The organism is Longispora fulva (assembly GCF_015751905.1).
GTDB lineage: Bacteria > Actinomycetota > Actinomycetes > Mycobacteriales > Micromonosporaceae > Longispora > Longispora fulva.
Genome location: NZ_JADOUF010000001.1, coordinates 7,611,751 through 7,637,162 on the forward strand (window position 1 = coordinate 7,611,751; position 25,412 = coordinate 7,637,162).

Here is a 25,412-nt window from a genome sequence, read left to right on the forward strand (position 1 = left end):
CCTGGCGGGACAATAAGGTGTGCGCGCCCACCTGCCCGCCCGCCTCGAACTGCCCTACGTCGAGCAGGGCGACCCGGCCGCTGTCCCCGTCGTCCTCCTGCCCGGGGTCGGTGACTCGCACCGGATCTTCGGGTCGATCCTGGCGCACCTGCCGGCCGACATCCACGCCGTCGCGCTGACCCCGCGCGGCCACGGTGACGCGACCCGCCCCCGGGCCGGCTACGGCACCGCCGACCTGGCCGGGGACCTCGCCGAGTTCCTCGACGCGCTCGGCCACGACGACGCCGTGCTCGTCGGCGCGTCGAGCGGCGGGCTCATCGCCCAGCGGTTCGCGGTCGACCGGCCGGGTCGGGTCCGAGGCCTGGTGTTCCTCGGCGCTCCGGTCACCCTGCGGGACAACCCGGAGGTGGAGGGGATTACCGCCGAGCTGACCGATCCGATCGAGCCGGACCACTTCCGTCGACTGTGGACATACCTTCTCCCGGAGCCGCCGCCCGCGCCGCTGCTGGACATGCTCGTCGAGGACAACCTCAAGGTGCCGTCCCGGATCTGGCACGCGCTGTTCGAAGGCCTGGTCGCCGACGACTCCGACCGGGGCCTGGCGGCGGTCACGGCCCCCTCGCTGACGATCTGGGGCGACCGGGACCCGATCGTGCCGCTCGACGAGCAGCGGGCCCGCGCCGAGGCCCTGCCCGGCGGCCGACTCATTGTGTACCCGGACGCCGGCCACTGCTTCTACCTGGAACACCCGGCCCGGGTGGCCGCCGACATCGCGACCTTCGTCCGGTCCCTCTGACGGCGGGGCGGCCCCCGGCACTCGACAGTCCGCACCTGCCGGGCGTCCCGGCGGAGCACGCGACAGCCCCTGCCGGGTGGAGGTCCGGCAGGGGCTGTCACCCCCTTTCCCCAGGTGCGGGTGCTCTCGGTTCACCCCCACCCGGGGAGGTGAGGCGTCAGGCGGTCAGCACGCGCCCCCGTCCGACCAGACGGCCCAGGACTGCGGCGCGCCCGGCTCGGCCCCGGTCGAGTACCAGGTGGAGTTCCACTTGTGGCCGTTGTAGCTGACCACGTCACCGGGCACGTACGCCTGGCTCGCGCTCCAGGCGGGGAGGCCGCCGCAGCCGCCGGGGTCGGTACCTGTCACCGTCAGGGTGTAGGTGGCCGAGTGCGTCGCGCTCGTCCCCGACCCGGTGACCGTGATCGTGTAGACGCCGGCCGGGGTCCCCGCGCCGGTCGTGATGGTCAGCGAGGACGAGGAGCCGGACTGCACCGACGACGGGCTGAAGCTCGCCGTCGCCCCGCCCGGCAGGCCCGTGGCGGAGAACGTCACGGTCTGCGGGCTGCCCGCAGTGGTCGTGGTGCCCACGGTGGACGTGACCGACGACCCGGCCTGCGCGGTACCCGATGACGGGTTGAGCGAGACGGAGAAGTCGTTGGCCACGGTGCCGACCGTCATGGTGTAGCTCGCGGTCCGGGTCACGGATCCGCTGCCGGTGACGGTCACGGTGTACGAGCCGGCCGGGGTCCCCGCGCCGGTCGCGATGGTCAGCGACGACGACGCGCCGGACTGCACCGACGACGGGCTGAAGGCCGCCGTCGCCCCGCTCGGCAGCCCCGACGCGCTCAGGGTGACCGTCTGGGCGCTGCCGGCCGTGGTGGCCGTCGCGACCGTGGCGGTGACCGAACCGCCCGGCTGGGTGCTGCCGGAGTTCGGGTTCACCGAGACCGAGAAGTCGTTGGTCTGGGTGCCGCCGACGGCGAGCTTCCAGATCGTGTACGCCACGCCGTCGGCGCTGCGGTTGAGTGCCGTCGCGTTGATGTTGGCGGTGGTGTCGCACGACTGGTGGTAGCAGGAGTCATAGGGTGCGCCGGCGGTCCCGCCCCACTTGGTGGCCTCGGCCGAGGTCTTCGTGGCGCTGGCCCCGGTGGCGTACCCGGAGGTGGGGATGCCGCCGTTCTGGAACGAGTAGTCGTCCGAGCGGCCCTGGCCTTCGACGTTCTCCTGCGGCGCGAGGCCGAGGGAGGTCCAGTACTCCTTCATCGGAGCCGAGGTCGTCGAGTTGACGTTGTTGATGAAGTAGCCGCCGTTCTTGGAGGCCACCATGTCGAAGTTGTAGTACCCCTTGATCGCCGCGCGGGCGCTCGAGGACAGCGAGTTGACGTAGAACTTGGAGCCGTTGAGGCCCTGCTCCTCGTCCGTCCACCAGCCGAACCGGACGTGCTTGGTCATGGTCGGGTTCTGCGCGGCCAGGGCCAGCGCGTTCTCCAGGATCGTCGCCGAGCCGGAGCCGTTGTCGTTGATGCCCGGACCCGCCGAGACGCTGTCGAGGTGCGCGCCGAACATGACCGTGTTGTTGGTGTCGCCACCCGGCCAGTCCGCGATCAGGTTGTTGGACACGTAGGTGCAGCTGGTGCACTGCTGCTCGGTGACCGTGTAGCCGGCCGCCTGGAGCTTGCCCTTGATGTAGGCCACGGACGCGGTGTGGCCGGCCGAACCCGCTCGACGGGTACCGCCGTTCTGCGACGCGATCGTGTTCAGCTGCGTCAGGTGGGCCTGCACCTTGGCGACGTCGATGTCCGGGGCGTTGCCGCCCGGATTCGTGCTGCCCACGGTCAGGCTGTAGGTGGCGGTGTGCGTGACGCTGCCGGTGCCGGTGACCGTGACGGTGTAGCTGCCGGCGGTCGCGGAGGCGGACACGTTCAGCGTCAGGGTCGACGACGACCCGGAGGTGACCGACGACGGGCTGAAGCTGGCGGTGACGCCCGCCGGCAGGCCCGACGCGGTCAGGGCGACGGTCTGCGCGCTGCCCGAGGTGGTGGTCGTGCCGACCGTGCTGGTGACCGACGAGCCCGGCTGCGCGGAACCCGAGGACGGGCTCAGCGAGATCGAGAAGTCGTTCGTCGGGTTGACGGTGCAGGTGGCCTCACCGGACTGCGCCGGGACGGACACCGCAGCCCAGGCCGCCTTGGTCGCGGCGCACTCGGGGCCGCCCGGGAACAGGTTCGCCGCCGCCTGCACGGTCGCCTTGCGGACCGTGGCGTGCGTCCAGGTCGAGCCCTTGGTCTGCAGCCCGGCGTGGAAGATCTTGCCGGCCTTCTGGATGCCGATGCCCGTCAGCGATGTGCTGTTGCAGGTGGGGCTGTTCGGCTTGCCCCCGCCGGGCGCGGTGCCCTCGGCGAGCAGGTAGAACCAGTGGTTCTGCGGGCCGGCCGCCGCGTGCACCTCGGTGTTGGGGATCGAGGAGGTGTAGCAGTTCGGGTCGCCGTTGACGAGCGACGGATTGTACATCTTGCGGATCGGGCCCTGGCCGACGAGGTCGACCTCCTCGCCGACGTCGTAGTCGGCCGGGTCGTTCGGGTTGTTCGCGTACGCCTCGGTCAGCGCCCCGAAGATGTCACCGGTCGACTCGTTCAGCCCGCCGGTCTCGTTGCCCGAGCCGCCCTGCCCCGTGCCGGAGTACTGGAAGATCGCGTGGCCCATCTCGTGGCCCACCACGTCCATGTTCGTGGCCTGCTTGGTGTTGGCCTGGTTGTGCCCGAACGTGCCCGTCGACCCGTCCCAGTACGCGTTGACGTCGGCCAGCCCGACGTACAGCGGGAACGCCCGGCCGGAGCCGTCGATCCCGTTGCGCCCCAGCCAGTCGCGGAGCATGTTCCACTCCTGCTCGACCGAGTAGTACGCGTCGCCACAGGCCGTCTTCAGGTCGGTGCCCGACCCGTTGCCCCAGGTGGTGGACGTGTTCGTGTAAGTCTGCTTCGTGGAGTTCGGCCCACAGGTCAGGCCGGGGCGACCCGGGTCGGACAGGGTCCGCGCCGTGGGGGAGGAGCCGGACGTGTCGATCGTGACCGTGCCGTTGTGGTGGCCGTTGAGGGTGTCGGCCTTCACGTCGTCGTAGGAGTCGGCGACCGCGCCGGTCCGCGCGTCGACGTAGACGTGCTGCTTGCTGGGCGCCGTGGCGGTCCGGCCGCTGACGACGGTCGCCCACACGAGGCGGGGACTGTCGCCGGCCAGGACCGACAGCACCGGCGGGGTGGCGTCGGTGACGGTGGCCAGCCGGGCCTTCGCCGTGGCCGAGGCGGTGGCGGCGGTGACCGACGGCGTGGTGTCGACGCTGATCCGGGCGGTGGGCGAGGCGTTGATGCCCCGGATCCGGCCGGTCGTGTCGGTGGTGACGACCGCGTCCCCGCCGATGACCGGTAGGCCGCGGTAGGTGCGCTCGTAGGCGTTGTAGTACAGGCCGCGCTCGCCGATGAAGGACCCGGTGCGGCGAAGACTCTCGCCGGGGCCCTTGGCGAGCGCGTCGAGCCCCGAGTCCGCGGCGACGTCGGCCGCGGACAGGGCACGATTCGCCAGATCGGGGGTGGGGATGGCGGCAGCGCTCGAGGGGATGATCTGCGCGGTCGCGGCGACGATGCCGATGCCGAGCAAGATCGTTGCTGTCCGTTTCACTGAGGTGCTCCTAGGCGACTGTTATCTGTGTAACTGTCAGCACCAAATAAATAAGACTGTTAACAGATCGGTCAATGCCGATTCACCCTTGCCGGACCCTTGCCACCGGGTCGCCCCCGCCGGTAACCCCCTTGGCGACGCGGGGCGGGCACTACGGGGTGGCACCCGGCCGTGAGCCCCGCGCCGCCGGCCGGCACCCGCCCCCGGGCGCCGCCGCCCGCAGTTTTCCGATCAGGAAACCAGGAAAACCAGGCCACCGGGGGTCCAGTGACCGGGACCATACTGGTGCGCGGCGACCAGCCGTGCGACGATGACCCCCATGTACGCCGCCCTGCGCCGCCGCCTCGTGGTCCGCCGCCACGTGGACTACGGCCGCGTGCGCAGCGCCATCTGTCCGGCCCTGTAGACGCCGCCCGCAATTTCCTCGCCGGGCGCGCGGTCGCGCCGGGCATCGTCGCTCTGTCGCCAGACCGTGCGCCTCTCCGTATCCAGGAGACGCAGCATGACGACCAGAGCCAAGGGACAGGGCCAATGGGCCCTCGGATACCGCGAACCACTCAACCCCAATGAGCGGATGAAGAAGGACGACGACGGGCTCAACGTGCGGGCCCGGGTCGAGAATGTCTACCAGTACACGGGTTTCGCCGGTATCGACCCTTCCGACCTGCGGGGCCGGTTGCGCTGGTGGGGCCTGTACACCCAGCGCAAGCCCGGGATCGACGGTGGCCGGACGGCCGTGCTGGAGCCGCACGAGCTCGAGGACGAGTACTTCATGCTCCGGGTCCGCATCGACGGCGGCCAGCTCTCCCTGGAGCAGTTGCGCGTCATCGCCGACATCTCGGTGAAGTACGCGCGCAGCTCCGCCGACCTCACCGACCGGCAGAACATCCAGCTGCACTGGATCCGGATCGAGGACGTGCCCGCGATCTGGAAGGCCCTGGAGGCGGTGGGCCTGAGCACCCAGGAGGCGTGCGGCGACGTCCCCCGGGTCATCGTCGGCAGCCCGGTGGCCGGGATCTCCGCCGAGGAGCTGATCGACCCGACGGACGTGATCCGGGAGATCGAGCGGCGCTTCGTCGGCAACCCCGAGTTCTCCAACCTGCCCCGCAAGTTCAAGTCGTCGATCTCCTGGCTCCCGGACGTGCCCTACGAGGTCAACGACGTCGCCTTCGTCGGCAGCGTGCACCCGGACCACGGCCCGGGCTTCGACCTGTGGGTCGGCGGCGGCCTGGCGGTCAACCCGATGCTGGCCAAGCGGCTCGGCGTCTGGGTGCCGCTGAACGAGATCCCCGAGGTCTGGGCCGGCGTGATCGGCATCTTCCGCGACTACGGCTACCGCCGGCTGCGCACCAAGGCCCGGCTGAAGTTCCTGGTCAACGACTGGGGCGTGGAGAAGTTCCGCGACGTCCTGGAGAACGAGTACCTCAAGCGCAAGCTGTCCGACGGCCCCCCGCCGGTGCTTCCGGAGCGCCCGATCGACCACATCGGGGCCGCCCCGCAGCTCGACGGGAACTTCTACCTCGGCGTCGCGCCGGTCGTCGGCCGGATCTCGGGCGAGAAGCTGCACGCCCTGGCCGACATCCTGGAAAAGCACGACCTTCATCGGGTACGCACGACGGCGTACCAGAAACTGTTGGTTCTCGATATTCCGCCCGCGATTGTGGACACCGTCGCTGCGGAGCTCGACCAGTTGGGCCTGAGCAGTAAGCCCTCCACCTGGCGGCGCGCGACGATGGCCTGCACCGGCATCGAGTACTGCAAGCTCGCCATCGTCGAGACCAAGGCCACGGCCGCGACCCTGATCACCGAACTCGAGTCCCGGCTCGGCGACGTGGACGCGGACATATCCATCAATATCAATGGTTGCCCGAACGCGTGCGCCAGGACCCAGGTGGCCGACATCGGCCTCAAGGGCATCCTGCTGGGCGGCAGGCCGGGCTTCCAACTGCACCTCGGCGGGGGTCTGGCCGTGTCGGCCGGCGCCTGGGCCGAGGACACCGACGACCCCGAGGCCGTCCCGGTGGGCAGCCTCGGCCGCAAGCTGCGCGGCCTGAAGTCCACGGCCGAGGACCTGCCCGACTACGTCGAACGCCTGACCCGCCGCTACCTGGCCGCCCGCGCCGAGGGCGAGACCTTCGCCGCCTGGGTGGCCCGCGCCGAAGAGGAGGCACTGGCATGACCGTCGCCTTAGAGAAGCTGGCCTACAAGGCCGGCAACGACCTGGAGGAGGCCACCGCCGAGGAGATCGTCTCCTGGGCCGTGGAACAGTTCGGCCCGAAGTTCTGCGTGACCAGCTCGTTCGCCGACGCGCTGCTCGCGCACGTGGTGTCGCGGGTCGCGCCCGGCGTGGACGTGATCTTCCTGGACACCGGCCTGCACTTCGCCGAGACCCTGGCCGTCCGCGACCAGGCCGTGCGCACCCTGCCGATCACGGTGAAGTCCATCCCGCCACAGCGCACCGTCGGCCAGCAGGACGGCGACGTCGGCCCCCGGCTGTTCCACCGGGACCCGAACGAGTGCTGCAAGCTGCGCAAGGTCGAGCCACTCGTCCGCGCCCTCGACCCGTACGTGGCGTGGGCCACAGGGCTCCGGCGCGACGAGGGCCCGACCCGCGCCGACACCGCCGTGGTCGCCTACGACTACGAGCGCGAGAAGGTCAAGATCGCGCCGCTGGCCCGGTGGACGGCCGCCGACGCCGACGCGTACATCGCGCTGCACGACGTACCCGTGAACGCGCTCATCGACCAGGGCTTCCCCTCGATCGGCTGCTGGCCGTGCACCCGGGCCGTGGCCCCGGGCGAGGATCCCCGGGCCGGCCGGTGGGCGATGTTCGAGGAGAAGACAGAGTGCGGCATCCACCAGTAGGGCCGTCGCCCGCCGGCCCGGCCGAGCCGGGTTCCCCGGGGCCCGGCCCCGGCGGGGCCGGGCGGCCGGCCCTGGTCCTGCTGGCGCACGGCAGCCGCGACCCCCGGGCGGCGATGACGACGGAGGACCTGGCCCTGGCCGTGTCCGCCGCCCGCCCGGGCCTCGACGTCCGGGTCGCCTACCTCGACCACGCCTGGCCCCGGCCGGGCGAGGTGCTCGCCGACCTGGCGGCGTCCGGTACGCCCTCGGCGGTCGTGGTGCCGCTGTTGCTCACCTCCGCCTACCACGGCACGGTCGACGTGCCGGCGGTCCTGGCCGACCCGCCGCTGCCGGTGCACCGCGCCCCGGTGGTGGGCGCGGACCAGGCGTTGTATCCGGCGTTGCTGCGCGGGCTGCGCTCGGCGCTGCGGGCCCGGTTCCCGGTCGTCGGCTACGCCGGCGCGCCCCCGTTCCCGGATCACGCGTCGGTGTCCGGCCGGGTCGAGGACGCGCCAGGGGGCGAGGATCCGCTGGCGTTGTCCGCTCCCCGCCTGGTCGAGAATGTGCCCGCCGCGTCGGCGCACGGGGCGGATGAAGTCGCGTCGACCTCATCAGTGTCCTCGGCGGCTGGGGTGGCCCGGTGGTCGCAGACCCAGGCCGAGCCTGTCGGGCGGACCGTGCCGGCCCTGGCGGAGTTGGGTGGGGCAGCCGTGCCGGCCCGGGCGGGGCGAGGTGCAGAGGTCGTCGCGACCATGGCCGGCCCTGCCGGCTCGCCCGCCGATGTCCGGGCCCAGGTCCGTTCCGCCTGGCGGATGCCCCACGGCGGTACCCCGTGCGACGGGCTGGTGGTGATCGCCGCCGGTACCTCCGACGAAGCGGCCCGCGCCGGGCTCGCCGTCGTCGCCACCGAACTGGGGGAGTGGCTGGGCGTGCCCACCCGGATCGGGTTCGCCTCCGGCCCCGGCCAGGGGGCCCGCGAGGCGGTCGTGGCGCTGCACGCCGCCGGCGCGGACCGGGTCGGGGTCGTCTCGTGTTTCCTCGCCCCGGGCCGGCTCTACGACCGGGCCCGCGACCGTGCCCTGCTGGCCGGGGCGCTGACCGTGGCCGAGCCGCTCGGAGCTGCTCCGGAGCTGGTGGACGTGGTGCTCTCCCGGTACGCGGCGGCCGCCCCTCCCGGGGTGTCGGCACCCCTGTCCGCGGTCGCATGAGGACACTTGCACGCCGTTCGAATGTGTGTTCGAATAACGGGGTCAGGTTCGGCTCGGGGGGTTCCCACGGCCGTGGCCGCCCGGGTCTGACGGCTCCTCGGGTCAGGGGAGCCTGCGCACGTGAAACGACCGAGGCCCGGGTTGGTCACCCGGGCCTCGGTCGAAAACGAAATGTGTGCCGCGCCGGAGACCACAGCGGTCGAGACCAGTGGTTGCGGCGGAGCGGTGGAGACACAGCTGTGCGGCGCCGCAGTAGTGAAACGGCGGTGGGAACACAGCGGCAGTTGTGGAGCGGTCGAGCTGCAGCGGTGGAGATTTCGGCGCTGGAGAAACGACACCGGGGATGCTGCGGTATTTCGTACAACTACAAAGCAGGTGTGCTCGCGCGTCGAGATTGCGCGGTGTGGATCAGGCGGTGCGAGCCTGGACCCGGAAGCTGCCGCGCCGCTTGAGGGCGCGCCGCTCTTCCTCACTCATTCCGCCCCACACGCCGGCGTCCTGACCACTTTCGAGGGCCCACTGCAGGCACTCGCTGGTCGCGGGACACCGCCGACACACGGCCTTGGCCTGCTCGATCTGGAGGAGGGCGGGGCCGGACGTCCCGATCGGGAAGAACAGCTCCGGGTCCTCGTCGCGGCAGGAGGCAACGTGACGCCAGTCCATGAGGGCAACTCTCCTTGGATTGTGGATCTTCAATGACTTCCGATGTCTTACGCGTCCCACGCTCAGCGAAGCTGGGGGCCACCGCAAGCGCGGGAGCAGGCTGTGGTACACGTCTTGCTTCAGTTCGCTTGTGAATACTTTCACGAACTCACGCGATGTCAAGAGGTGAGTCCCAAGAAACTTCGACACGGTGAGCAACGTCACCGACTGTTTGTCCGAATTTTATCGGGATTCTCGATCCTGCGCTCGCGACTGTATGTAGTTATGGTAGAGCCTGTGGTCACCACGTGCCCGCGATTTCCGTGAGCCGAGGGTCACCATCTCCGCGATGGCCCACGAGACGCCCAGCAGAGGCGGCATCCAGAGGGCTCAGACGATGTCCCGGATCTCGAAAACCCGTTTGGTGGAACAACGAGACGGACGAACAGACGATACGACCGCTGATCAGCAAACTACGCGCAGCGCGTCGGGAACGGCACGGAAGACGACACTCCGCCGTTCGCCCACGTAGTCGCCGTCGACCTGGAAAGCCATCGCCTTCGGTGTACTCAGCGTGAAACCGTCCGCGTCGTGCAGCCGCAGGACCCGCTTCCCGTGGGGTTCCTTCCCGCTTGACAACATCTGGGTGATTGTGCGAATGGTGCTCGGCAGCCACATGCCCCGCAGAGCGAGCACGTCGAGCCCGAGATCGAAGGACGCGTCGGGGTTCGGGTGCACCGGTTTCGCGCCGATATAGGTCCACGGGGCGGTGTTCTGCACGATCGCCATCGACAGCCCGTCCTCGTCCGGCGCGCCCTCGCGGCTCAGAGTCAGGCTCGGGTGCCGCTCCTGCCGGCTGGCGTACTGGGCCATGGCGGCCTGGAAGTACAGCAGCGGGGTCGACGCGCGGCCCTTGCGGCGGGAGCGCTCCACCCTGCGGGTCACGGCGGCGTCCATCCCGAAGCCGGCGCAGAAGGTGAAGTACCGGTCATCGGCCATGCCGAGGCCCACGGACCGGCTGCGGCCCTCGCGGACGGCCTCCAGGATCACGCCGGCCGCGTCGACCCAGGAGTTCGGCAGGCCCAGGGCGCGGGCGAACACGTTGGTCGAGCCGCCGGGCACCACGGCGAGCGCGGTGTGCGGGGCCGGGCCGTCGGCGAGCAGCCCGTTGACGGCCTCGTTGATCGTGCCGTCGCCGCCGAGGGTGACGACGAGGTCGATGCCCGATTCCACGGCTTTACGCGCCAGTTCGGCCGCATGTCCTCTGTGTCCGGTGTGCTCGACCGAGAGGTCCAGTTCCGAGGCCAGGGCCCGGGCCAGCACGTCCCGGCTCCGGTCGTTGGTGGTGGTGGCTTTGGGATTGACCACGAGGAGCGCCCGCATGGCCGGCACTGTACCGCCCGGTAGGCTGTCCGGCGTGGCAGAACCGGTGGACCCAGTGCGACCCGTCACTCTCAAGGCCCTCGTCGGCCTCCTGTGGGGGAAGGCCGCCGTGCTCGTCGGGCTCACCGGCTGGCTGCTCTACGCCGACCTGTCCGGTCGCGCCGGTAGCAGCAGACTCGCGAACTTCGTCACGATCTATTCCGCCGTGTACGCGGTGTTCCTGATCCTGGCCGGCTGGGCGGTGTACAGCCGGAAGAGCTGGTCGCGCGGTCCGGCCGTGATGCTGGAGCTGTTCCTGCTGCCGATCGGGTACTACATGGTCACCGGCGGGCAGCCGCTGCTGGGCGTGCCGGTGATCGTCCTCGGTCTGCTCGGGGTGTTCCTCGCGCTGCACCGCAGGACCCTCGAGGCCATCGGGATCGACCTGCCGCGCCGGGGCGCATGACCTTGTGACGACGGCCCGGCCCGGGTGGTGGGTCCGTGGTGTGTTCGGTGGAAGAGAGAAGAGCCTTTGACTCTCTTCCACCGAACACACCACGGACCACGTTCGACCACGCCTCTGCGGGCGTCAGCGGGTGTCGGTGAGGGCCACTCGGAGGCCGGCGAGGGTTCTGGTCAGTAGGCGCGACACCTGGACCTGGGAGATGCCCAGCTCCGCGGCGATCTCCGCCTGGGTTCGGTACTCGAAGAAGCGCAGGGCGACCATCCGCTTCTCCCGCTCGGGGAGCTGGCTGAGCAGCGGGCGGAGCGCCGCGCGGAACTCCACCGAGTCCAGCGCCTGGTCGGGGGCCGCCCGGTCGGCGTTGTCCAGGGGGACGACGCAGAGGCGTTCGCTCTCCAGGGCCTCGGAGACCGCCGCCGCCGACGAGCCCAGGGTGCCGGCCAGCTCGACCAGGGTCGGGGCCCGGCCGAGGCGCTGGTGCAGCTCGGCGGACGCCCGGCTGGCGGCCGAGCGCAGCTCCTGGAGCCGGCGGGGCAGCCGCAGCGTGTTGCTCTTGTCCCGCAGGTGCCGCTGGAGCTCGCCGGTCATGGTCGGCGTCGCGAAGGTGGTGAACTCCGCGCCCCGGTCCGGGTCGTAGCGGTCCATGGCCTTGAGCAGCCCGACCATCGCGACCTGGATCAGGTCGTCGAAGTCCTCGCCCCGGCCCTTGAACCGGCGGGCGAGCCCCTTGACCAGCGGCATGTGCCGCCCGACCAACTGGGTGCGCAGCGCGCGCCACGGCCGGGAGTACTGCTCCGCCGCGGCGAGCCGGGCGAGGAGTTCGCGGGTCTCAGGTTCGGGTGCTTTATCAAGATAAATCGACGGAAAGTAGCTGAGTGGCTCGACCGAGCGACTGGGTCGCGGGATCATGGTCGTCAGCGTGGCTGTCGTCATCCGGCGCTCGCCCGACGCTTGGTCATCCGGATCGTCGCCACGCCGGCTTGCAGCTCGGCGGCGACGTCGGCGACCAGTGCGGCGAGAACCCGCCAGGCGAAGGTCTGGGTGTCCGGCAGAGCGCCGGTGGCCGGCGCGCTGATCGCGACGGCCAGGCTGTCGGGCCCGACATCGAACCGACACGTCAGCTCGGTGTCCTGCGGGTTGCCGATCGCCGGGAGCAGCAGAGCGCACGCCTCGTCGACGGCGATCCGGAGGTCCTCGATCTCGTCGAGGGTGAAGTGCAACCGGGCCGCGAGGCCCGCCGTGGCGGTGCGAAGAACGGAGAGGTAGGCGCCGTCCGCCGGAACGGTCAGCTCCACGATGTCGTCGGTCATCGTCTGGGCGGTCATGGTCTATCGACCCCCTGCTGAAGTCGTGGTCACGTGTAGCCAAACGGGCGGCGCGGCCATCGGTAATGGCCAGGTCCGGGTTACCCCGGTTTGCTCTTTCGAGGAGTCATCCTTCCGGCAAGGAGCCTTGATCGCAAGAGCCCAGGTGAAAGCACGGATGGCCGCCGAATGGCGAAAAGTCCACAGTATGCGGAGCGCGTCACGATCGGTGCCCGTTCGGAAACAGATGATCACAGTGATTCTCGCAAATTGCTGTCTTTCGTTTTATGGCCAATCGCTCACGCGGGATGCTTGGAACTCGGGCCGGAAGGCGTAAGGTGATGAGGTGTTCACAGTCCTCGTCGAGGGGCCGTCAATGACGCCGACCCTGCACGACGGAGACAGGCTCATCGCGCGACGCGGTGGCCGGGCCATCCGCCCCGGCGACCTGGTCGCAGCCCGGTTCCGATCCCGTCCCGACACGATCGTGGTGCGGCGGGCCGACCGGCAGGTTCCCGACGGTTGGTTGCTGACCAGCGACAACCCGTTCGGCGAGGACGCTTCCGAATCCCCTGGCGTGGCGGAGATCTGCGGTCGGATCCTCTTCCGGGTCGCCCCACGTCCGGGCCCCCTGCACGGCCCCCCAGTCATTCTGAGCTAGGAGATCTGTGGACCCCGTCTTTGAACTGCACCGCGGCGGCAAGATCGCCGTCACTCCCACCGTGGGGCTGGACAGCAGGGAGGACCTCTCCCTGGCGTACACCCCGGGAGTAGCCAGGGTCTGCGAGGCCATCGCAGCCGATCCGACGCTGACCCGCGAGTACACGTGGGTGGGCAACACCGTCGCCGTGGTCACCGACGGCACGGCCGTCCTCGGGCTGGGCGACATCGGCCCACGCGCCGCCATGCCCGTCATGGAGGGCAAGGCAGCCCTGTTCAAGAAGTTCGGCGGCGTCGACGCCGTGCCGATCTGCCTCGACACCAAGGACCCCGACGCGATCGTCGAGATCGTCCGGGCCCTCGCGCCGTCGTTCGGCGGCATCAACCTGGAGGACATCTCCGCCCCGCGCTGCTTCGACATCGAGCGCCGGCTGGACGACCTCCTCGACATCCCGGTCTTCCACGACGACCAGCACGGCACGGCCATCGTGGTCACGGCGGCCCTGCGCAGCGCGGCGACCCTGCTCGGGCGGGCGCTCGCCGACACCAGGGTCGTCGTGTCCGGGGCCGGGGCCGCCGGGGTGGCGGTCACGAACATGCTGCTGGCCGCCGGGGTCGGCGACGTCATCGTGGTCGACTCGCGCGGCGTCATCGACGCGGACCGGGGCGGCGTCAAGGCCGAGCTGGCGTCCCGGACCAACGTCTCGGGCATCCGGGGCGGGATCGGCGACGCCCTGCACGGGGCCGACGTGCTCGTCGGGGTGTCCGGCGGGCAGATCCCGGCGGAGGCGCTGGAGCGGATGGCCCCGGGCGGCGCGATCTTCGCCCTGGCCAACCCGAATCCCGAGGTGCACCCGGAGCTGGCGGCGCGGTACGCGAAGGTCGTCGCCACCGGGCGCAGCGACTTCCCGAACCAGATCAACAACGTGCTGGCGTTCCCGGGCGTGTTCCGGGGCGCGTTGGACGCCCGCGCGACCCGGGTGACCGAGGCGATGAAGCTGGCCGCGGCGGAGGCGATCGCCGGGCTCGTCGCCGACGACCTGCGCCCCGACCAGATCATCCCGAGCGCGCTGGACCCGAGGGTGGGGCCCGCGGTGGCGGCGGCGGTGGCGGCGGCATCGAAGGTGTGAGGTGTGGGTTGGTCACCCGCCGGGGCGCGGAGCGCCCCGGCGGGTGACCGTGCACGGATCGGGGACCGCCGCTGGCCCCGCTGGGCGGTGCCGCCGCGCGCCGTGTGAGGAACGCGGCGTAACCGAAAATGGGTTTGATCTGGCCTTTGATCTGACGCCGGTGGCCCGCTGAGGGCGGGGATGCGAAGGCGGAGGCGTTTCTGCATACCGGTGTTGTATGCAGGAATGCCGACAACGCACGCATCGTCGTCCTCAGCGGGTCCTCACATGTAAAGGCCGCGGTGGTAGATCAGGGGGTTGGTCGACGCCGCGTCGAGGGCCTGGACGCGGCCGAGGACGAAGTCGTGGTCGCCGGTCGGGGTGACCGCCTCGATCACGCAGTCCAGCCACGCCGTCACGCCTTCCAGGATCGGCGCGCCCGAGTGCGGGGCCGGCAGCCAGGCCACGTCGGCGAACCGGTCCGCCCCCGGCGTCGCGAACAGCCGGGCCACGTCCTCCTGACCGGCGGCGAGGATGTTGACGCAGAACGCGCCGTGCCGGCGGATCGTCGGCCACGAGCCGGACGTGTGCGCGGGGAAGAAGCCGATCAGCGGCGGGTCGAGCGACACCGACGTGAACGAGTTGATGCTCAACCCCGCCGGACCCTGCGGACCGAGCGTCGTGATCACGACGACGCCGGTGGGGAAGTGGCCGAGGACGCGGCGGTACTCGGCGGCGGGGATCACGGGCATCGGGTCATTGTGCCGGCTCCAGGCCCCCGAGGTGACACCCGTGCGTGGGCGTGATGTCGCTCACGGTCCCGCCGGACCGGCGCTGATAGGTTCGCGGCATGTTCGCCGCCTATGCCGCCCGGATCAGCCCGGAGGACCCCCTGTCGGCCCTGGAGGTCGGCGAGCTCGCCGCACCGGAGACCCCGGCCGACTGGGTCACCGTCGAAGTGCGGGCCAGCGCGCTCAACCACCACGACCTGTGGTCCCTGCGCGGGGTCGGCCTCGGCGAGGACGCCCTGCCGATGGTGCTCGGCTGCGACGCCGCCGGGGTGTACGACGGCCGCCGGGTCCTCGTCCACTCCGTGATCGGCGAGGGCGAGGACGAGACCCTCGACCCGCGCCGCACCCTGCTGAGCGAGAAGTGGCCCGGCACCCTGGCCGACACCGTCCGGGTCCCGGCGCGCAACGTGATCGACCTGCCCGACTCGATCAGCTTCACGGACGCGGCGTGCCTGCCGACGGCGTGGCTGACGGCGTACCGGATGCTGACCACCCGCGGGCGGTTGCCCAAGGGCGGCAGCGTGCTCGTGCAGGGCGCCGGCGGCGGGGTCGCCACGGCCGCGGTGGTCCTCGCGCACGCCCTCGGGGCCCGGGTGTACGCCACGAGCCGCTCCGCGGAGAAGCGCGCCCAGATCGAGGCACTGGGGGCCGTCGCGCTCGAGTCCGGCGCGCGGCTGCCCGAGCGGGTCGACGTCGTCGTCGAGACCGTCGGCAAGGCCACCCTCGACCACTCGATCAAGTGCACCGCCCCGGGCGGCCGGATCGTGGTGTCCGGCGCGACCAGCGGGCACCTGGCGACCGTGGACCTGCGCCGGGTCTTCTTCCTCCAGCAGGAGATCCTCGGCTCGACGATGGGCACCCGCGACGAGCTCGCCGCGCTGCTCGACCTCGTCGCCACGGCGGGGATCCGTCCGGTGATCGACTCGGTCCGGCCGTTCGTCGAGGTCAGGGGTGCCTTCGAGGCGCTGGCCTCCGGTGAGGTGTTCGGGAAGCTCGTGCTGGAGCACTGACCAGGTCGTCAGGCCGTGAGCACCGACCGGGTCTGGGCGGCGATCTCCAGCTCCTCGTCGGTCGGCACCACGCACACCGCGATCCGCGCCCCCGCCGGGGAGATGATCCGGGCCTGGCGGGACGGGACCTCGTTGAGCGCCGCGTCGATCTCGATGCCGAGCGGTTCGAGGCCGGCGAGGACCGCGGCCCGGACGACGGCGGAGTTCTCGCCCACCCCGGCCGTGAACGCGATCGCGTCGAGGCGGCCGAGGACGGCGTGGTAGGCGCCGACGTACTTGCGGATCCGGTGGCAGTACACGTCGAAGGCCAGTGCCGCCTCCGGGGCCGGGCTGGCCAGCAGGTCGCGCATGTCGGAGATACCGGCCAGGCCGAACAGGCCGGACCGGCGGTTGAGCAGCTCCTCCACCTCGTCCGGGGTGAGGCCGGCGCGGTGCAGGTGGCCGGGGATCGCCGGGTCCAGGTCGCCCGGCCGGGTGCCCATCACGAGACCCTCCAGCGGGGACAGTCCCATCGACGTGTCCACGCTCACCCCGCCGCGGACCGCCGTCGCGCTCGCCCCGTTGCCCAGGTGCAGCACGATCGTGTTCAGCTCGGCGAACGGCCAGCCGAGCAGGGCGGCGGTGCGGCGGGAGACGTAGCGGTGCGAGGTGCCGTGGAAGCCGTAGCGGCGGATGCCGTGTTCCGCGGCGACCGCGGCGTCGATCGCGTAGGTGGCCGCGGCCTCGGGGATCGTCCGGTGGAACGCGGTGTCGAACACGGCGACCTGGGGCAGGTCGGGGCGCAGGGCGCGGGCGACCTCGATGCCGGCGAGGTTGGCCGGGTTGTGCAGCGGGGCGAGGGGGATCAGGTCCCGGATCGCCGCCTCGACCGTGCCGTCGATCAGGGTGGGGGCGGAGAAGCGGGTGCCGCCGTGCACGACGCGGTGGCCGATCGCGGTCAGCGCCGGGTCCTCGAAGTGCGCGGCGAGGGCGCGGATCGCGGCGGCGTGGTCGGTGACGCGTTCGGTGAGGCCGGTGTCGAGGCGGTCGTCGCCGTCGAAGACGCTGTACTTGACGCTGGAGGAGCCGACGTTGAGGACGAGGACCCGGCTCATGACTGGGCCTGGATCGCCGTGATCGCCACCGTGTTGATGATGTCCTGCACGGTCGCCCCTCTCGACAGGTCGTTCACCGGCGCCCGCAGCCCCTGGATCACCGGCCCCACGGCGACGGCCCCCGCCGACCGCTGCACGGCTTTGTACGTGTTGTTGCCGGTGTTGAGGTCCGGGAAGATCAGCACCGTGGCGTGCCCGGCGACCGTGCTGCCGGGGAGTTTCGCCGCGGCCACCCCGGGGTCGATCGCCGCGTCGTACTGAATGGGTCCCTCCACCGCGAGATCAGGCCGGCGCGACCGGACCAGCGCCGTCGCCCGGGCGACCTTCTCCACGTCGGCACCGGCGCCGGAGGCCCCGGTCGAGTACGACAGCAGGGCCACCCGGGGCGCGACCCCGAACCGGGCCGCCGTGTCCGCCGAGGACACCGCGATGTCGGCGAGCTGCTCGGCGGTCGGGTCGGGGTTGACGGCGCAGTCGCCGTAGACGAGGACCCGGTCGGCGAGGCACATGAAGAACACGCTGGAGGCGACGGACACCCCGGGCACGGTCCGGATGATCTCGAAGGCGGGCCGGATCGTGTCGGCGGTGGTGTGCGCGGCCCCGGACACCATGGCGTCGACCCGGCCGCTGTGCACGAGCAGGGTACCGAAGTAGTTGACGTCCGTGACCCGGTCGTACGCGGCGTCGAGGGTGGAGCCCTTGTGTTTGCGCAGCTCGTTGTACGTGTGCGCGAACTCGTCGCGCAGCGGGGACGTCACCGGGTCCATCAGGGTCGCGCCTGACACGTCCAGGCCCAGGTCGCGGGCCCTGCGTTCGATCTCGGCGGTGGGCCCGAGGAGCACCAGGTCGGCGACGCCCCGGCGGATCAGCGCGTCGGTGGCGCGCAGGATCCGTTCCTCGGTGCCCTCGGGGAGCACCACGCGGCGTCGGGCGGCCCGGGCGCGCTCGATCAGCCGGTACTCGAACATCAGCGGGGTGACCCGGGTCGTGTGCGGGGCGGCGATCCGCTCGGCCAGCCCGGTGGTGTCCACCCCGGTCGCGAACGCGCCCAGCGCCGCCTGCACCTTGCGCGGGTTGTCGGCGGTCGGCCGGCCCTCCAGCCCGGCGCACGCTGCGACGGTGTCGAAGCTGTCGGACTTCACGCCGACGATGGCCAGGTCGCCGAGCCGGGACAGCAGCTCGGAGATCCGCCGGTCCGGCTTCTCGCCGAGGGTGAGCACCAGGCCGGCGGGGGTGGCCAGCCCGGCGGCGTGCGCGGCGTGCGCGGCCACGATCAGGTCGGCCCGGTCGGCGGGCGTGATCAGCAGCGCGCCGTCGTGCAGGTGCGACAGCGCCGTGGGCACGTGCGCGGCCCCGAGCAGAAAATCCAGGACATTTCTCTGGTACGCCGCGTCACTCCCCGCCAACCGCCGCCCCCCGAGCGCGCGCACCACCTCGGCGACGGTGGGCGCCGCGACCGTCGGCTCGTCGGGGATCGCGTAGACCGGCACGGGCAGGGTCACGTCCGTGGGCTCGACGGCCCGGTTGACCACGACCGCGAGCACCTGGGCCCCGAGCTGCTCCATGGTGTGGAACGCCGCCCGGGTCGCGTGCGCGGTGGCCTCCGCCGAACGACCCCGGCCGTCCACGACGGGCAGCAGCAGGGCGTCGAACTCCGCGGCCAGCCGGACGTTGAACGCCACCTCGGCGGGCAGCTCCGCGTGGTCGGCCTGGTAGCCGAAGTCGCTGCCGATCACCACCACGGCGTCGACGGTGCGGGCCAGTTCGTTGAACCGGCCGACGATCCGGGTGACCAGCTCCTCCGTGCGGCCCTCGCCGACCAGGGCGCTGGCCTCGGCATAGGTCGCGCCGTGGCCGACGGGCAGCCCGTAGTGCCCGGCCAGCAGGTCGAGGATGCCGTCGCCGGTCGCGGAGTGGCCGCTGCCCGGGCCCGCGCCGTCGGGCGACCCGACGAGCCCGCCCTGACCCGGCTCCGGGCCGGAGACGAGCGGGCGGAACGCCGCCACCCGGCCCAGCCGGGCGGCGAGCAGCTCGGTCACGCCGAGGGCGATCGTCGACTTGCCGCCGCCGGAACTCATGCCGGCGATGTACACGCAGGTGGTCACGGGCACTACGCTAGCGCCCCCACCGGCTCGTGATCATGTTCTTGGCCCAGCTCCGCGCGCACCGCGTGCTCGGCGGCCCTGGCCAGTCGGCGGCGGGAACGGTCGGGCTCGATCGCCGGCAGGGCGGCCACCTCGACCGTGAGTTCGCGCAGCGCGATCACCCGGCTCAGCGACGCCCACAGGGTGTCCTCGCCGATGAACGACGCGGACCGGGTGCTGTACCGCAGGCTGACCGGCCGGATCCGGGCCCCGGAGTCGATCGCCGCCTGGAACGCCGCCCGCCGGAACGGCCCGACGCCGGCCCCGCACCACGTCGTGCCCTCGGGGAAGACCAGCACGCTCCGGCCGGCCCGCAGCACCCAGGTCAGGGTCGCCACGGTGTCCGGCAGCGCGCGCGGCCTGGTCCGGTCCACGAACACCGTGCCGAACGAGCGCGCGACCCGGCCCAGCACCGGCCAGCCCGCCACCTCGTGCTTGGACAGCGGGGCCGCGCCGGTGTGGCTGAGCAGGACGAGGACGTCCAGCCAGGAGATGTGGTTGGGGACGATCAGCTCCCCGGACCCCAGTACGCCCCGGGAGACCACCCGGACGCCGAGGACCGCGGGGACCCGGCGCAGCGCGGGTGGGTGGAAGGCGGCCGCCAGGACCAGGGCGAACACCCCGAGCCAACGGCCCAGCTGTCGTAGCCGTCCGGCCCGGGGCTCGGTGTGCGCGGCGGGCAGGCACGCGACCTCGCACGGCGAGAGGGGCAGCCAGCCCCGGGGCGGCGGGTGCTCATGATCTACCGGGCTCATGTCTCGCCCAGGAAGTGGCGCATGTACCGCTGGTCGACCCGGTCGAGCGGCAGCAGGGTGAACAGGTCGGCGCAGCCGAAGTCCGGGTCGTCGGCGGGCGCGCCGCCCACCCAGGCGCCGAGCCGCAGGTAGCCGCGCAGCAGCGGCGGGATCGCGACCCGGCCGGCGGTCGGGGTCGACACGTCGAACGGCCGGTGCGGGGTGACCCGCAGCGCCGGCGGCGCGAGGTGCTTGTCCTTGACCTTCGCCCACACGCCCGCCGCGTCGGCGGCCGGCACGGAGGCGCAGCCGGCGAGCCACCGGTGCCCGGTCAGGTGCATGTACCGCGCGAGGCCGGCCCACAGCAGGTTCACCACCGCGCCGCCCCGGTGGTCGGGGTGCACGCAGGACCGGCCGGCCTCGACGAGGCTGGGGCGCAGGTCGCGCAGGTTGCCGAGCGCGAACTCCGTGTCGGAGTAGAGCCGGTCCATCCGGCCGGGCGGCAGCAGCCGGTACGTGCCCACGGGCATGCCCGTGCCGTCCTGGTACACGATGAGGTGGTCGCAGTGCGCGTCGAACTCGTCCTCGTCGTGCGAGTCGTCGCCCGCCAGCTTCGCGCCGAGCTCGCCGGCGAACACCTCGTGCCGCAGCCGCTGTGCGGCCCGCACCTCGACGGAGTCATCCGTCAACACCACGGAATAGCGTGCGGCCTCGTCGATCGCGGGGGCCGCCGGTACGAGCACTCGGGATGCCATGGATCTGAGGGTGGGGGCCGCAGGCCTACGGCCCGCGACAACGGAATTTCGCGCAGGTGAATTATCCTCGACCTGTGCTTATTGACGGACGTTTCTGTGGTCCGCCCGACTCGGGCAACGGCGGTTACACCTCCGGCCTGCTGGCCGGGCTCGTGCCGGGGGTCGGGCCCGGCGACGCGGTCGAGGTGACGCTGCGCAAGCCGCCGCCGCTCGACGTCGAGTTGCGGTCGGAGGTCGCCGGGCGTCGGGCGGTCCTCCACCTGCCGGGCGCGGACGGGGACGCGCCCGGGGAGACGGTGGCCGACGCCGAGTGGCTCGAGCCCGGGCGGTTCGACGTCGAGCCGGTGCCGTGGACCGCCGAGCGCGGCGTCTACCCCGGACACACCCGCCACCCGTTCCCGTCCTGCTACGTGTGCGGCCCGGACAACAAGGACGGCCTGCACATCTACCCGGGCCGGATCGCGCCGGGCCGGACGGCCGCCGACTGGCTCGTACCCGATGATGTGAGTTCTGCCACAGTGTGGGCCGCTCTGGACTGTCCGGGCGGCTGGACCATCCAGTTGGAGGAGCGGCCGTCAGTGCTGGGCCGGTTCGCGGTCCGGATCGACGCGTTGCCCGCGCCGGGTAGCGAATGCGTCATCGTCGGTGAGCTGAGGGGTGCGCAAGGGCGCAAATCGCACCCGGTGACGAGCCTGTACGACCCCTCCGGCCAGCTGTTGGCTGTGGCCCGCGCCACGTGGATCGCCCTGGCCTGACCCGGGTACCCAGATCGGCTTTCGGGCGCGTAGCCTGGATCGTCGGACGTGCTTAGAGCTCCACAAACCGCGCTGAAAGAGGCGATCGCGGCCGTGTCGACCCAGCAGAATGCTCAGGACAACCCCCTCGCGGGCTTCGGCCCCAATGAGTGGATCGTCGAGGACATGTACCAGAAGTACCTGTCCGATCCAGCGAGTGTGGACCCCGCCTGGCATAACTTCTTCGCTGACTACAAGCCGGAGGGCGCCGCGGCGACCCCGGCCCCAGCTCCCGCGGCCGTGCCGCCGGTGACGGCCCCACCGCCTGTGGAGACCGCGGCGGCGGCCCCGGCGACGCCGGTCAAGCCGGCACCAGCGCCGGCTCCCGTGGCGAAGGCCGCGCCCGCCGCGCCCGCCGCGGCGAAGAAGGCCGTGCCGCCCGGCACCACCGTGATCAAGGGCGTCGGCGCCAAGCTCGTGCAGAACATGGACGCGTCACTGACCGTCCCCGTCGCCACCAGCGTCCGGGCCGTGCCCGCCAAGCTGCTGGCCGACAACCGGGTGGTCATCAACAACCACCTGAGCCGCGCGCGGGGTGGAAAGGTCAGCTTCACCCACCTGATCGGGTACGCGATCGTGCGCGCCCTGGCCGACTTCCCCGAGATGAACAACTCGTTCACCGAGGTCGACGGCAAGCCGGCGGTCGTCACGCCCGAGCACGTGAACTTCGGGCTCGCGATCGACCTGAAGAAGCCGGACGGCTCGCGCACCCTCGTGGTGGCCAGCATCAAGGGCTCCGAGCAGTACGACTTCCGGGGCTTCTGGCAGGCGTACGAGGACATCGTGCGGCGCGCCCGGCGCAACGAGCTGACGATGGACGACTTCACCGGCACCACGATCTCGCTGACCAACCCGGGCGGGATCGGCACCGTGCACTCGATGCCGAGGCTCATGCAGGGCCAGGGCACGATCATCGGGGTCGGCGCGATGGAGTACCCGTCGCCGTTCCAGGGCATGAGCGACGAGCAGCTCGCCGACATGGCCGTCAGCAAGATCATCACGCTGACCAGCACCTATGACCACCGGATCATCCAGGGCGCGCAGTCCGGCGAGTTCCTCAAGCGCATCCACGAGCTGCTGCTCGGCGAGTCCGGCTTCTACGACGAGATCTTCACGTCGCTGCGGATCCCGTACGAGCCGGTCCGCTGGGTCAAGGACGTCTCGCGCACCGCCGAGGGCCAGATCGACAAGGCGTCCCGGGTGATCGAGCTGATCCGGGAGTACCGGGTCCGCGGTCACCTCATGGCGGACACCGACCCCTTGGAATACGAGATCCGCCGCCACCCCGACCTCGACATCCTCGAGCACGGGCTGACCCTGTGGGACCTGGACCGGGTGTTCCCGGTCGGCGGCTTCAACGGCCAGCAGAAGATGAAGCTGCGCGACGTCCTGGGCGTGCTGCGCGACTCCTACTGCCGCCGGATCGGCATCGAGTACTTCCACATCCAGGCTCCCGAGGAGCGCAACTGGATCGCGGAGCGGGTCGAGAAGAAGTACGAGAAGCCCCCGGTCGAGGCGCAGAAGCACATCCTCAACCGGCTGAACGCTGCCGAGTCGTTCGAGACGTTCCTCGCGACGAAGTACGTCGGGCAGAAGCGGTTCTCCCTCGAGGGCGGCGAGAGCCTGATCCCGCTGCTCGACGAGGTGCTCGCCGACTCCGCGACGGCCGGCATGGACGAGGTCGTCATCGGCATGGCGCACCGCGGCCGGCTCAACGTGCTGGCGAACATCGTCGGCAAGCCCTACGAGAAGATCTTCTCGGAGTTCGAGGGCTTCATCGACCCGAAGACCGTGCAGGGCTCCGGCGACGTCAAGTACCACCTGGGCATGACCGGCAAGTTCACCACCCCGGACGGGCAGCACGCGACCACGGTCTCCGTGGTGGCCAACCCGTCGCACCTGGAGACGGTGAACCCGGTCCTGGAAGGCATCGTCCGGGCCAAGCAGGACAAGATCGACCTCAAGCTCGAGGGTTACACAGTCCTGCCGGTCCTGATCCACGGTGACGCGGCGTTCGCCGGCCAGGGCGTGGTCGCCGAGACCCTGAACCTGTCCCAGCTGCGCGGCTACCGCACCGGCGGCACGGTGCACATCGTCGTCAACAACCAGGTGGGCTTCACGACCGCGCCGGAGTACAGCCGCTCGTCGCTGTACTGCACGGACGTCGCCCGCATGATCCAGGCGCCGATCTTCCACGTGAACGGCGACGACCCCGAGGCCGTGGTCCGGGTCGCCAAGCTGGCGTTCGACTACCGCCAGGCGTTCAACAAGGACGTCGTGATCGACCTGATCTGCTACCGCCGGCGCGGTCACAACGAGGGCGACGACCCCTCGATGACCAACCCGCAGATGTACCAGATCATCGACACGAAGCGTTCCGTCCGCAAGCTGTACACCGAGGCGCTGATCGGCCGGGGCGACATCACGGTCGAGGACGCCGAGGAGGCGCTCCGCGACTTCGGCGGCATGCTGGAGACGGTGTTCCGGGCCACCAAGGAGGCCACGGCCAGCGCCAAGCCGGCCACCCTGCGCGCCCACGTCACCGAGGCCGAGCCGGTCGTGGAGACCCGGGTCGACGCGTCGGTGCTCCGCCGGGTCGGCGAGGTGCACGCGGCGGTGCCCGAGGGCTTCACCCCGCACAAGCGCATCTCCCAGCTGCTGGAGAAGCGGGCCAAGATGTCCGTCGAGGGCGACATCGACTGGGGCATGGGCGAGATCGTGGCCTTCGGTTCGCTGCTGATGCAGGGTGTGCCGGTCCGGCTCGCCGGCCAGGACTCGCGGCGGGGCACGTTCGTCCACCGGCACGCGGCGATCGTGGACGCGGTCAACGGCTCCGACTACCTGCCGTTGCAGCACCTGGCCGAGAGCCAGGCGTCGTTCTTCGCGTACGACTCGCTGCTCAGCGAGTACGCGGCGATGGGCTTCGAGTACGGCTACTCGGTCGAGCGTCCCGAGGCCCTGGTGCTGTGGGAGGCGCAGTTCGGCGACTTCGTCAACGGCGCCCAGTCGATCGTGGACGAGTACCTGTCCTCGGGCGAGGCGAAGTGGGGCCAGCGCGCGAGCGTGACCCTGCTCCTGCCGCACGGCCACGAGGGTGCGGGCCCCGACCACACCTCGGGCCGCCCGGAGCGGTACCTGCAGCTGTGCGCCGAGGACAACATGCGGATCGCCAACTGCACCACCCCGGCGAACTACTTCCATCTGCTGCGCCGCCAGGCGTTGTCGCCGAAGAAGAAGCCGCTGGTCGTGTTCACCCCGAAGTCCCTGCTCCGGCACAAGCTCGCCGTCTCGCAGATCGAGGACTTCACCACCGGCACGTTCCAGCCGGTGATCGGTGACCCGACGGTGACCGGGGCGTCGAAGGTCCTGCTCTGCTCGGGGAAGGTCTACTACGACCTGCTCCAGGCGCGTACCGACCGGGGCATCACGGACACGGCGATCATCCGGGTCGAGGAGATCTACCCGCTGCCGGTCGCCGAGCTGAAGGCCGCGCTGGCCCCGCACCCGGGTGCCACGATCTCCTGGGTCCAGGAGGAGCCGGCCAACCAGGGGGCGTACTCGTTCGTGGCGCTGAACCTGTTCGGCGAGGTGGGCATCAACCCGCGCCGGGTCTCCCGGCCGGCCGCCGCCGCCCCGTCCACCGGTAGCGGCAAGGTGCACGAGGTCGAGCAAGCAGCCCTGATCAACGAGGCTTTTGCGGGATAGGGCCCGCTGAGGACGACGATGCGTGCGTTGGCGAGGCCCCTGCATACAACACCGGTATGCAGGGGCCTCGCCGCCTTCGCCTCCACGCCCTCAGCGGGCCACTGGCGTTAGATCAAGATCAAGGGCAAGACCAAGGGCAAGGGCAGCGATCATGTACTTCACCGACAGAGGTATCGAGGAGCTGGCCGAGCGGCGCGGTGAGGAGACCGTCACGCTCGACTGGCTCGCGGAGCGGATGAAGGAGTTCGTGGACATCAACCCGGACTTCGAGATTCCGGTCGAGCGGCTGGCGACCTGGCTCGCGCGGTTGGACGACGACTTCGAGGAATAGTAGTTTTCACGA

The 25,412-nt window shown here is 71.2% G+C and carries 21 protein-coding genes; 11 read left to right on the forward strand and 10 right to left on the reverse strand.

Translation table 11 applies throughout. The annotated features are described in order from the left end of the window. The first annotated feature begins 19 nt into the window (after positions 1 to 19). A complete protein-coding gene (locus IW245_RS35235) occupies positions 20 to 796 on the forward strand; it encodes an alpha/beta fold hydrolase (protein ID WP_197007421.1) in 777 nt (258 codons plus the stop codon). Between the two features lie 165 nt (positions 797 to 961). Here IW245_RS35235 and IW245_RS35240 read toward each other — a convergent pair whose 3' ends face one another. Further along, positions 962 to 4,450: a M28 family peptidase gene (locus IW245_RS35240; RefSeq protein WP_233473071.1), complete on the reverse strand. Its 3,489-nt coding sequence runs from the start codon at positions 4,448 to 4,450 to the stop codon at positions 962 to 964. Positions 4,451 to 4,952: 502 nt separating this feature from the next. On the opposite strand from IW245_RS35240, the gene IW245_RS35245 reads away from it, so the two are divergent. From IW245_RS35245 to IW245_RS35255, 3 genes are read left to right on the forward strand one after another with little or no spacing between them, the layout of a single operon-like run. Further along, positions 4,953 to 6,629, forward strand: a complete 1,677-nt coding sequence (locus IW245_RS35245; RefSeq protein ID WP_197007422.1) for a nitrite/sulfite reductase — start codon at positions 4,953 to 4,955, stop codon at positions 6,627 to 6,629. Continuing rightward, on the forward strand, positions 6,626 to 7,315 hold the full coding sequence (locus tag IW245_RS35250; RefSeq protein WP_197007423.1) for a phosphoadenylyl-sulfate reductase: 690 nt from the start codon (positions 6,626 to 6,628) through the stop codon (positions 7,313 to 7,315). Before IW245_RS35245 ends, IW245_RS35250 begins: the two co-directional genes overlap by 4 nt. Next, positions 7,297 to 8,502 (forward strand): sirohydrochlorin chelatase, encoded by a 1,206-nt coding sequence (locus tag IW245_RS35255; protein WP_233473070.1) that lies wholly within the window; start codon positions 7,297 to 7,299, stop codon positions 8,500 to 8,502. The genes IW245_RS35250 and IW245_RS35255 overlap by 19 nt, the downstream gene beginning before the upstream one ends. Before the next feature lie 408 nt (positions 8,503 to 8,910). Here IW245_RS35255 and IW245_RS35260 read toward each other — a convergent pair whose 3' ends face one another. Together IW245_RS35260 and IW245_RS35265 are read right to left on the reverse strand one after the other, a co-directional pair. Further along, positions 8,911 to 9,165 carry a WhiB family transcriptional regulator gene (locus IW245_RS35260; RefSeq protein WP_197007424.1) on the reverse strand — a complete coding sequence of 85 codons (255 nt, stop codon included), beginning with the start codon at positions 9,163 to 9,165 and terminating at the stop codon, positions 8,911 to 8,913. A gap of 444 nt (positions 9,166 to 9,609) precedes the next feature. Then, positions 9,610 to 10,527, reverse strand: a complete 918-nt coding sequence (locus tag IW245_RS35265) for a diacylglycerol/lipid kinase family protein (RefSeq protein WP_197007425.1) — start codon at positions 10,525 to 10,527, stop codon at positions 9,610 to 9,612. Between the two features lie 34 nt (positions 10,528 to 10,561). Between IW245_RS35265 and IW245_RS35270 the strand changes: the two genes are divergently transcribed. Beyond that, on the forward strand, positions 10,562 to 10,972 hold the full coding sequence (locus IW245_RS35270; RefSeq protein WP_197007426.1) for a hypothetical protein: 411 nt from the start codon (positions 10,562 to 10,564) through the stop codon (positions 10,970 to 10,972). Positions 10,973 to 11,095: 123 nt separating this feature from the next. Here IW245_RS35270 and IW245_RS35275 read toward each other — a convergent pair whose 3' ends face one another. Together IW245_RS35275 and IW245_RS35280 are read right to left on the reverse strand one after the other, a co-directional pair. After that, on the reverse strand, positions 11,096 to 11,878 hold the full coding sequence (locus IW245_RS35275; RefSeq protein ID WP_197007427.1) for a sigma-70 family RNA polymerase sigma factor: 783 nt from the start codon (positions 11,876 to 11,878) through the stop codon (positions 11,096 to 11,098). 20 nt (positions 11,879 to 11,898) lie between these two features. Beyond that, entirely contained in the window at positions 11,899 to 12,294 is a 396-nt protein-coding gene (locus tag IW245_RS35280; protein ID WP_197007428.1) for an ATP-binding protein, read from the reverse strand. Positions 12,295 to 12,619: 325 nt separating this feature from the next. On the opposite strand from IW245_RS35280, the gene IW245_RS35285 reads away from it, so the two are divergent. Both IW245_RS35285 and IW245_RS35290 read left to right on the forward strand, forming a co-directional pair. Beyond that, entirely contained in the window at positions 12,620 to 12,934 is a 315-nt protein-coding gene (locus tag IW245_RS35285) for a S24/S26 family peptidase (protein WP_233473069.1), read from the forward strand. 7 nt (positions 12,935 to 12,941) lie between these two features. Beyond that, entirely contained in the window at positions 12,942 to 14,063 is a 1,122-nt protein-coding gene (locus IW245_RS35290) for an NAD(P)-dependent malic enzyme (RefSeq protein ID WP_197007429.1), read from the forward strand. Positions 14,064 to 14,326: 263 nt separating this feature from the next. Here IW245_RS35290 and IW245_RS35295 read toward each other — a convergent pair whose 3' ends face one another. Next, positions 14,327 to 14,794, reverse strand: coding sequence for a flavin reductase family protein (locus IW245_RS35295; protein WP_197007430.1), 468 nt, complete (start codon positions 14,792 to 14,794; stop codon positions 14,327 to 14,329). A 98-nt stretch (positions 14,795 to 14,892) separates the two neighbouring features. Here IW245_RS35295 and IW245_RS35300 point away from each other — a divergent pair, with 98 nt between their 5' ends. After that, complete coding sequence (locus IW245_RS35300; RefSeq protein WP_197007431.1) at positions 14,893 to 15,843, forward strand: zinc-binding dehydrogenase; 951 nt, start codon at positions 14,893 to 14,895, stop codon at positions 15,841 to 15,843. Between the two features lie 8 nt (positions 15,844 to 15,851). On the opposite strand, the gene IW245_RS35305 is transcribed toward IW245_RS35300, so the two are convergent. From IW245_RS35305 to IW245_RS35320, 4 genes are read right to left on the reverse strand one after another with little or no spacing between them, the layout of a single operon-like run. Further along, positions 15,852 to 16,937: an acetate/propionate family kinase gene (locus IW245_RS35305; RefSeq protein ID WP_197007432.1), complete on the reverse strand. Its 1,086-nt coding sequence runs from the start codon at positions 16,935 to 16,937 to the stop codon at positions 15,852 to 15,854. Beyond that, the gene (gene pta, locus IW245_RS35310; protein WP_197007433.1) at positions 16,934 to 19,042 is read right to left on the reverse strand and encodes a phosphate acetyltransferase; all 2,109 of its coding nucleotides are present in this window, start codon (positions 19,040 to 19,042) and stop codon (positions 16,934 to 16,936) included. The genes IW245_RS35305 and pta overlap by 4 nt, the downstream gene beginning before the upstream one ends. 5 nt (positions 19,043 to 19,047) lie before the next feature. Then, the gene (locus tag IW245_RS35315) at positions 19,048 to 19,836 is read right to left on the reverse strand and encodes a lysophospholipid acyltransferase family protein (RefSeq protein ID WP_197007434.1); all 789 of its coding nucleotides are present in this window, start codon (positions 19,834 to 19,836) and stop codon (positions 19,048 to 19,050) included. Next, positions 19,833 to 20,570: a GNAT family N-acetyltransferase gene (locus IW245_RS35320; protein ID WP_197007435.1), complete on the reverse strand. Its 738-nt coding sequence runs from the start codon at positions 20,568 to 20,570 to the stop codon at positions 19,833 to 19,835. The genes IW245_RS35315 and IW245_RS35320 overlap by 4 nt, the downstream gene beginning before the upstream one ends. Before the next feature lie 74 nt (positions 20,571 to 20,644). Between IW245_RS35320 and IW245_RS35325 the strand changes: the two genes are divergently transcribed. The 3 genes from IW245_RS35325 (at position 20,645) to IW245_RS35335 (ending at position 25,400) form a co-directional block, all read left to right on the forward strand. Next, entirely contained in the window at positions 20,645 to 21,325 is a 681-nt protein-coding gene (locus IW245_RS35325; protein WP_197007436.1) for a hypothetical protein, read from the forward strand. 93 nt (positions 21,326 to 21,418) lie between these two features. Beyond that, positions 21,419 to 25,069, forward strand: coding sequence for a multifunctional oxoglutarate decarboxylase/oxoglutarate dehydrogenase thiamine pyrophosphate-binding subunit/dihydrolipoyllysine-residue succinyltransferase subunit (locus IW245_RS35330; RefSeq protein WP_197008847.1), 3,651 nt, complete (start codon positions 21,419 to 21,421; stop codon positions 25,067 to 25,069). Between the two features lie 151 nt (positions 25,070 to 25,220). Continuing rightward, positions 25,221 to 25,400 (forward strand): DUF6104 family protein, encoded by a 180-nt coding sequence (locus tag IW245_RS35335; protein ID WP_197007437.1) that lies wholly within the window; start codon positions 25,221 to 25,223, stop codon positions 25,398 to 25,400. Positions 25,401 to 25,412: the final 12 nt, after the last annotated feature.

Coding starts and splice junctions, on each gene's coding strand:
- IW245_RS35320 (WP_197007435.1), bottom strand. CDS start 20,570: ATGGCATCCCGAGTGCTCGTACCGGCGGCCCCCGCGATCGACGAGGCC.
- IW245_RS35315 (WP_197007434.1), bottom strand. CDS start 19,836: ATGAGCCCGGTAGATCATGAGCACCCGCCGCCCCGGGGCTGGCTGCCC.
- IW245_RS35275 (WP_197007427.1), bottom strand. CDS start 11,878: ATGATCCCGCGACCCAGTCGCTCGGTCGAGCCACTCAGCTACTTTCCG.
- IW245_RS35335 (WP_197007437.1), top strand. CDS start 25,221: ATGTACTTCACCGACAGAGGTATCGAGGAGCTGGCCGAGCGGCGCGGT.
- IW245_RS35260 (WP_197007424.1), bottom strand. CDS start 9,165: ATGGACTGGCGTCACGTTGCCTCCTGCCGCGACGAGGACCCGGAGCTG.
- IW245_RS35300 (WP_197007431.1), top strand. CDS start 14,893: ATGTTCGCCGCCTATGCCGCCCGGATCAGCCCGGAGGACCCCCTGTCG.
- IW245_RS35305 (WP_197007432.1), bottom strand. CDS start 16,937: ATGAGCCGGGTCCTCGTCCTCAACGTCGGCTCCTCCAGCGTCAAGTAC.
- IW245_RS35295 (WP_197007430.1), bottom strand. CDS start 14,794: ATGCCCGTGATCCCCGCCGCCGAGTACCGCCGCGTCCTCGGCCACTTC.
- IW245_RS35265 (WP_197007425.1), bottom strand. CDS start 10,527: ATGCGGGCGCTCCTCGTGGTCAATCCCAAAGCCACCACCACCAACGAC.
- IW245_RS35280 (WP_197007428.1), bottom strand. CDS start 12,294: ATGACCGCCCAGACGATGACCGACGACATCGTGGAGCTGACCGTTCCG.
- IW245_RS35250 (WP_197007423.1), top strand. CDS start 6,626: ATGACCGTCGCCTTAGAGAAGCTGGCCTACAAGGCCGGCAACGACCTG.
- IW245_RS35245 (WP_197007422.1), top strand. CDS start 4,953: ATGACGACCAGAGCCAAGGGACAGGGCCAATGGGCCCTCGGATACCGC.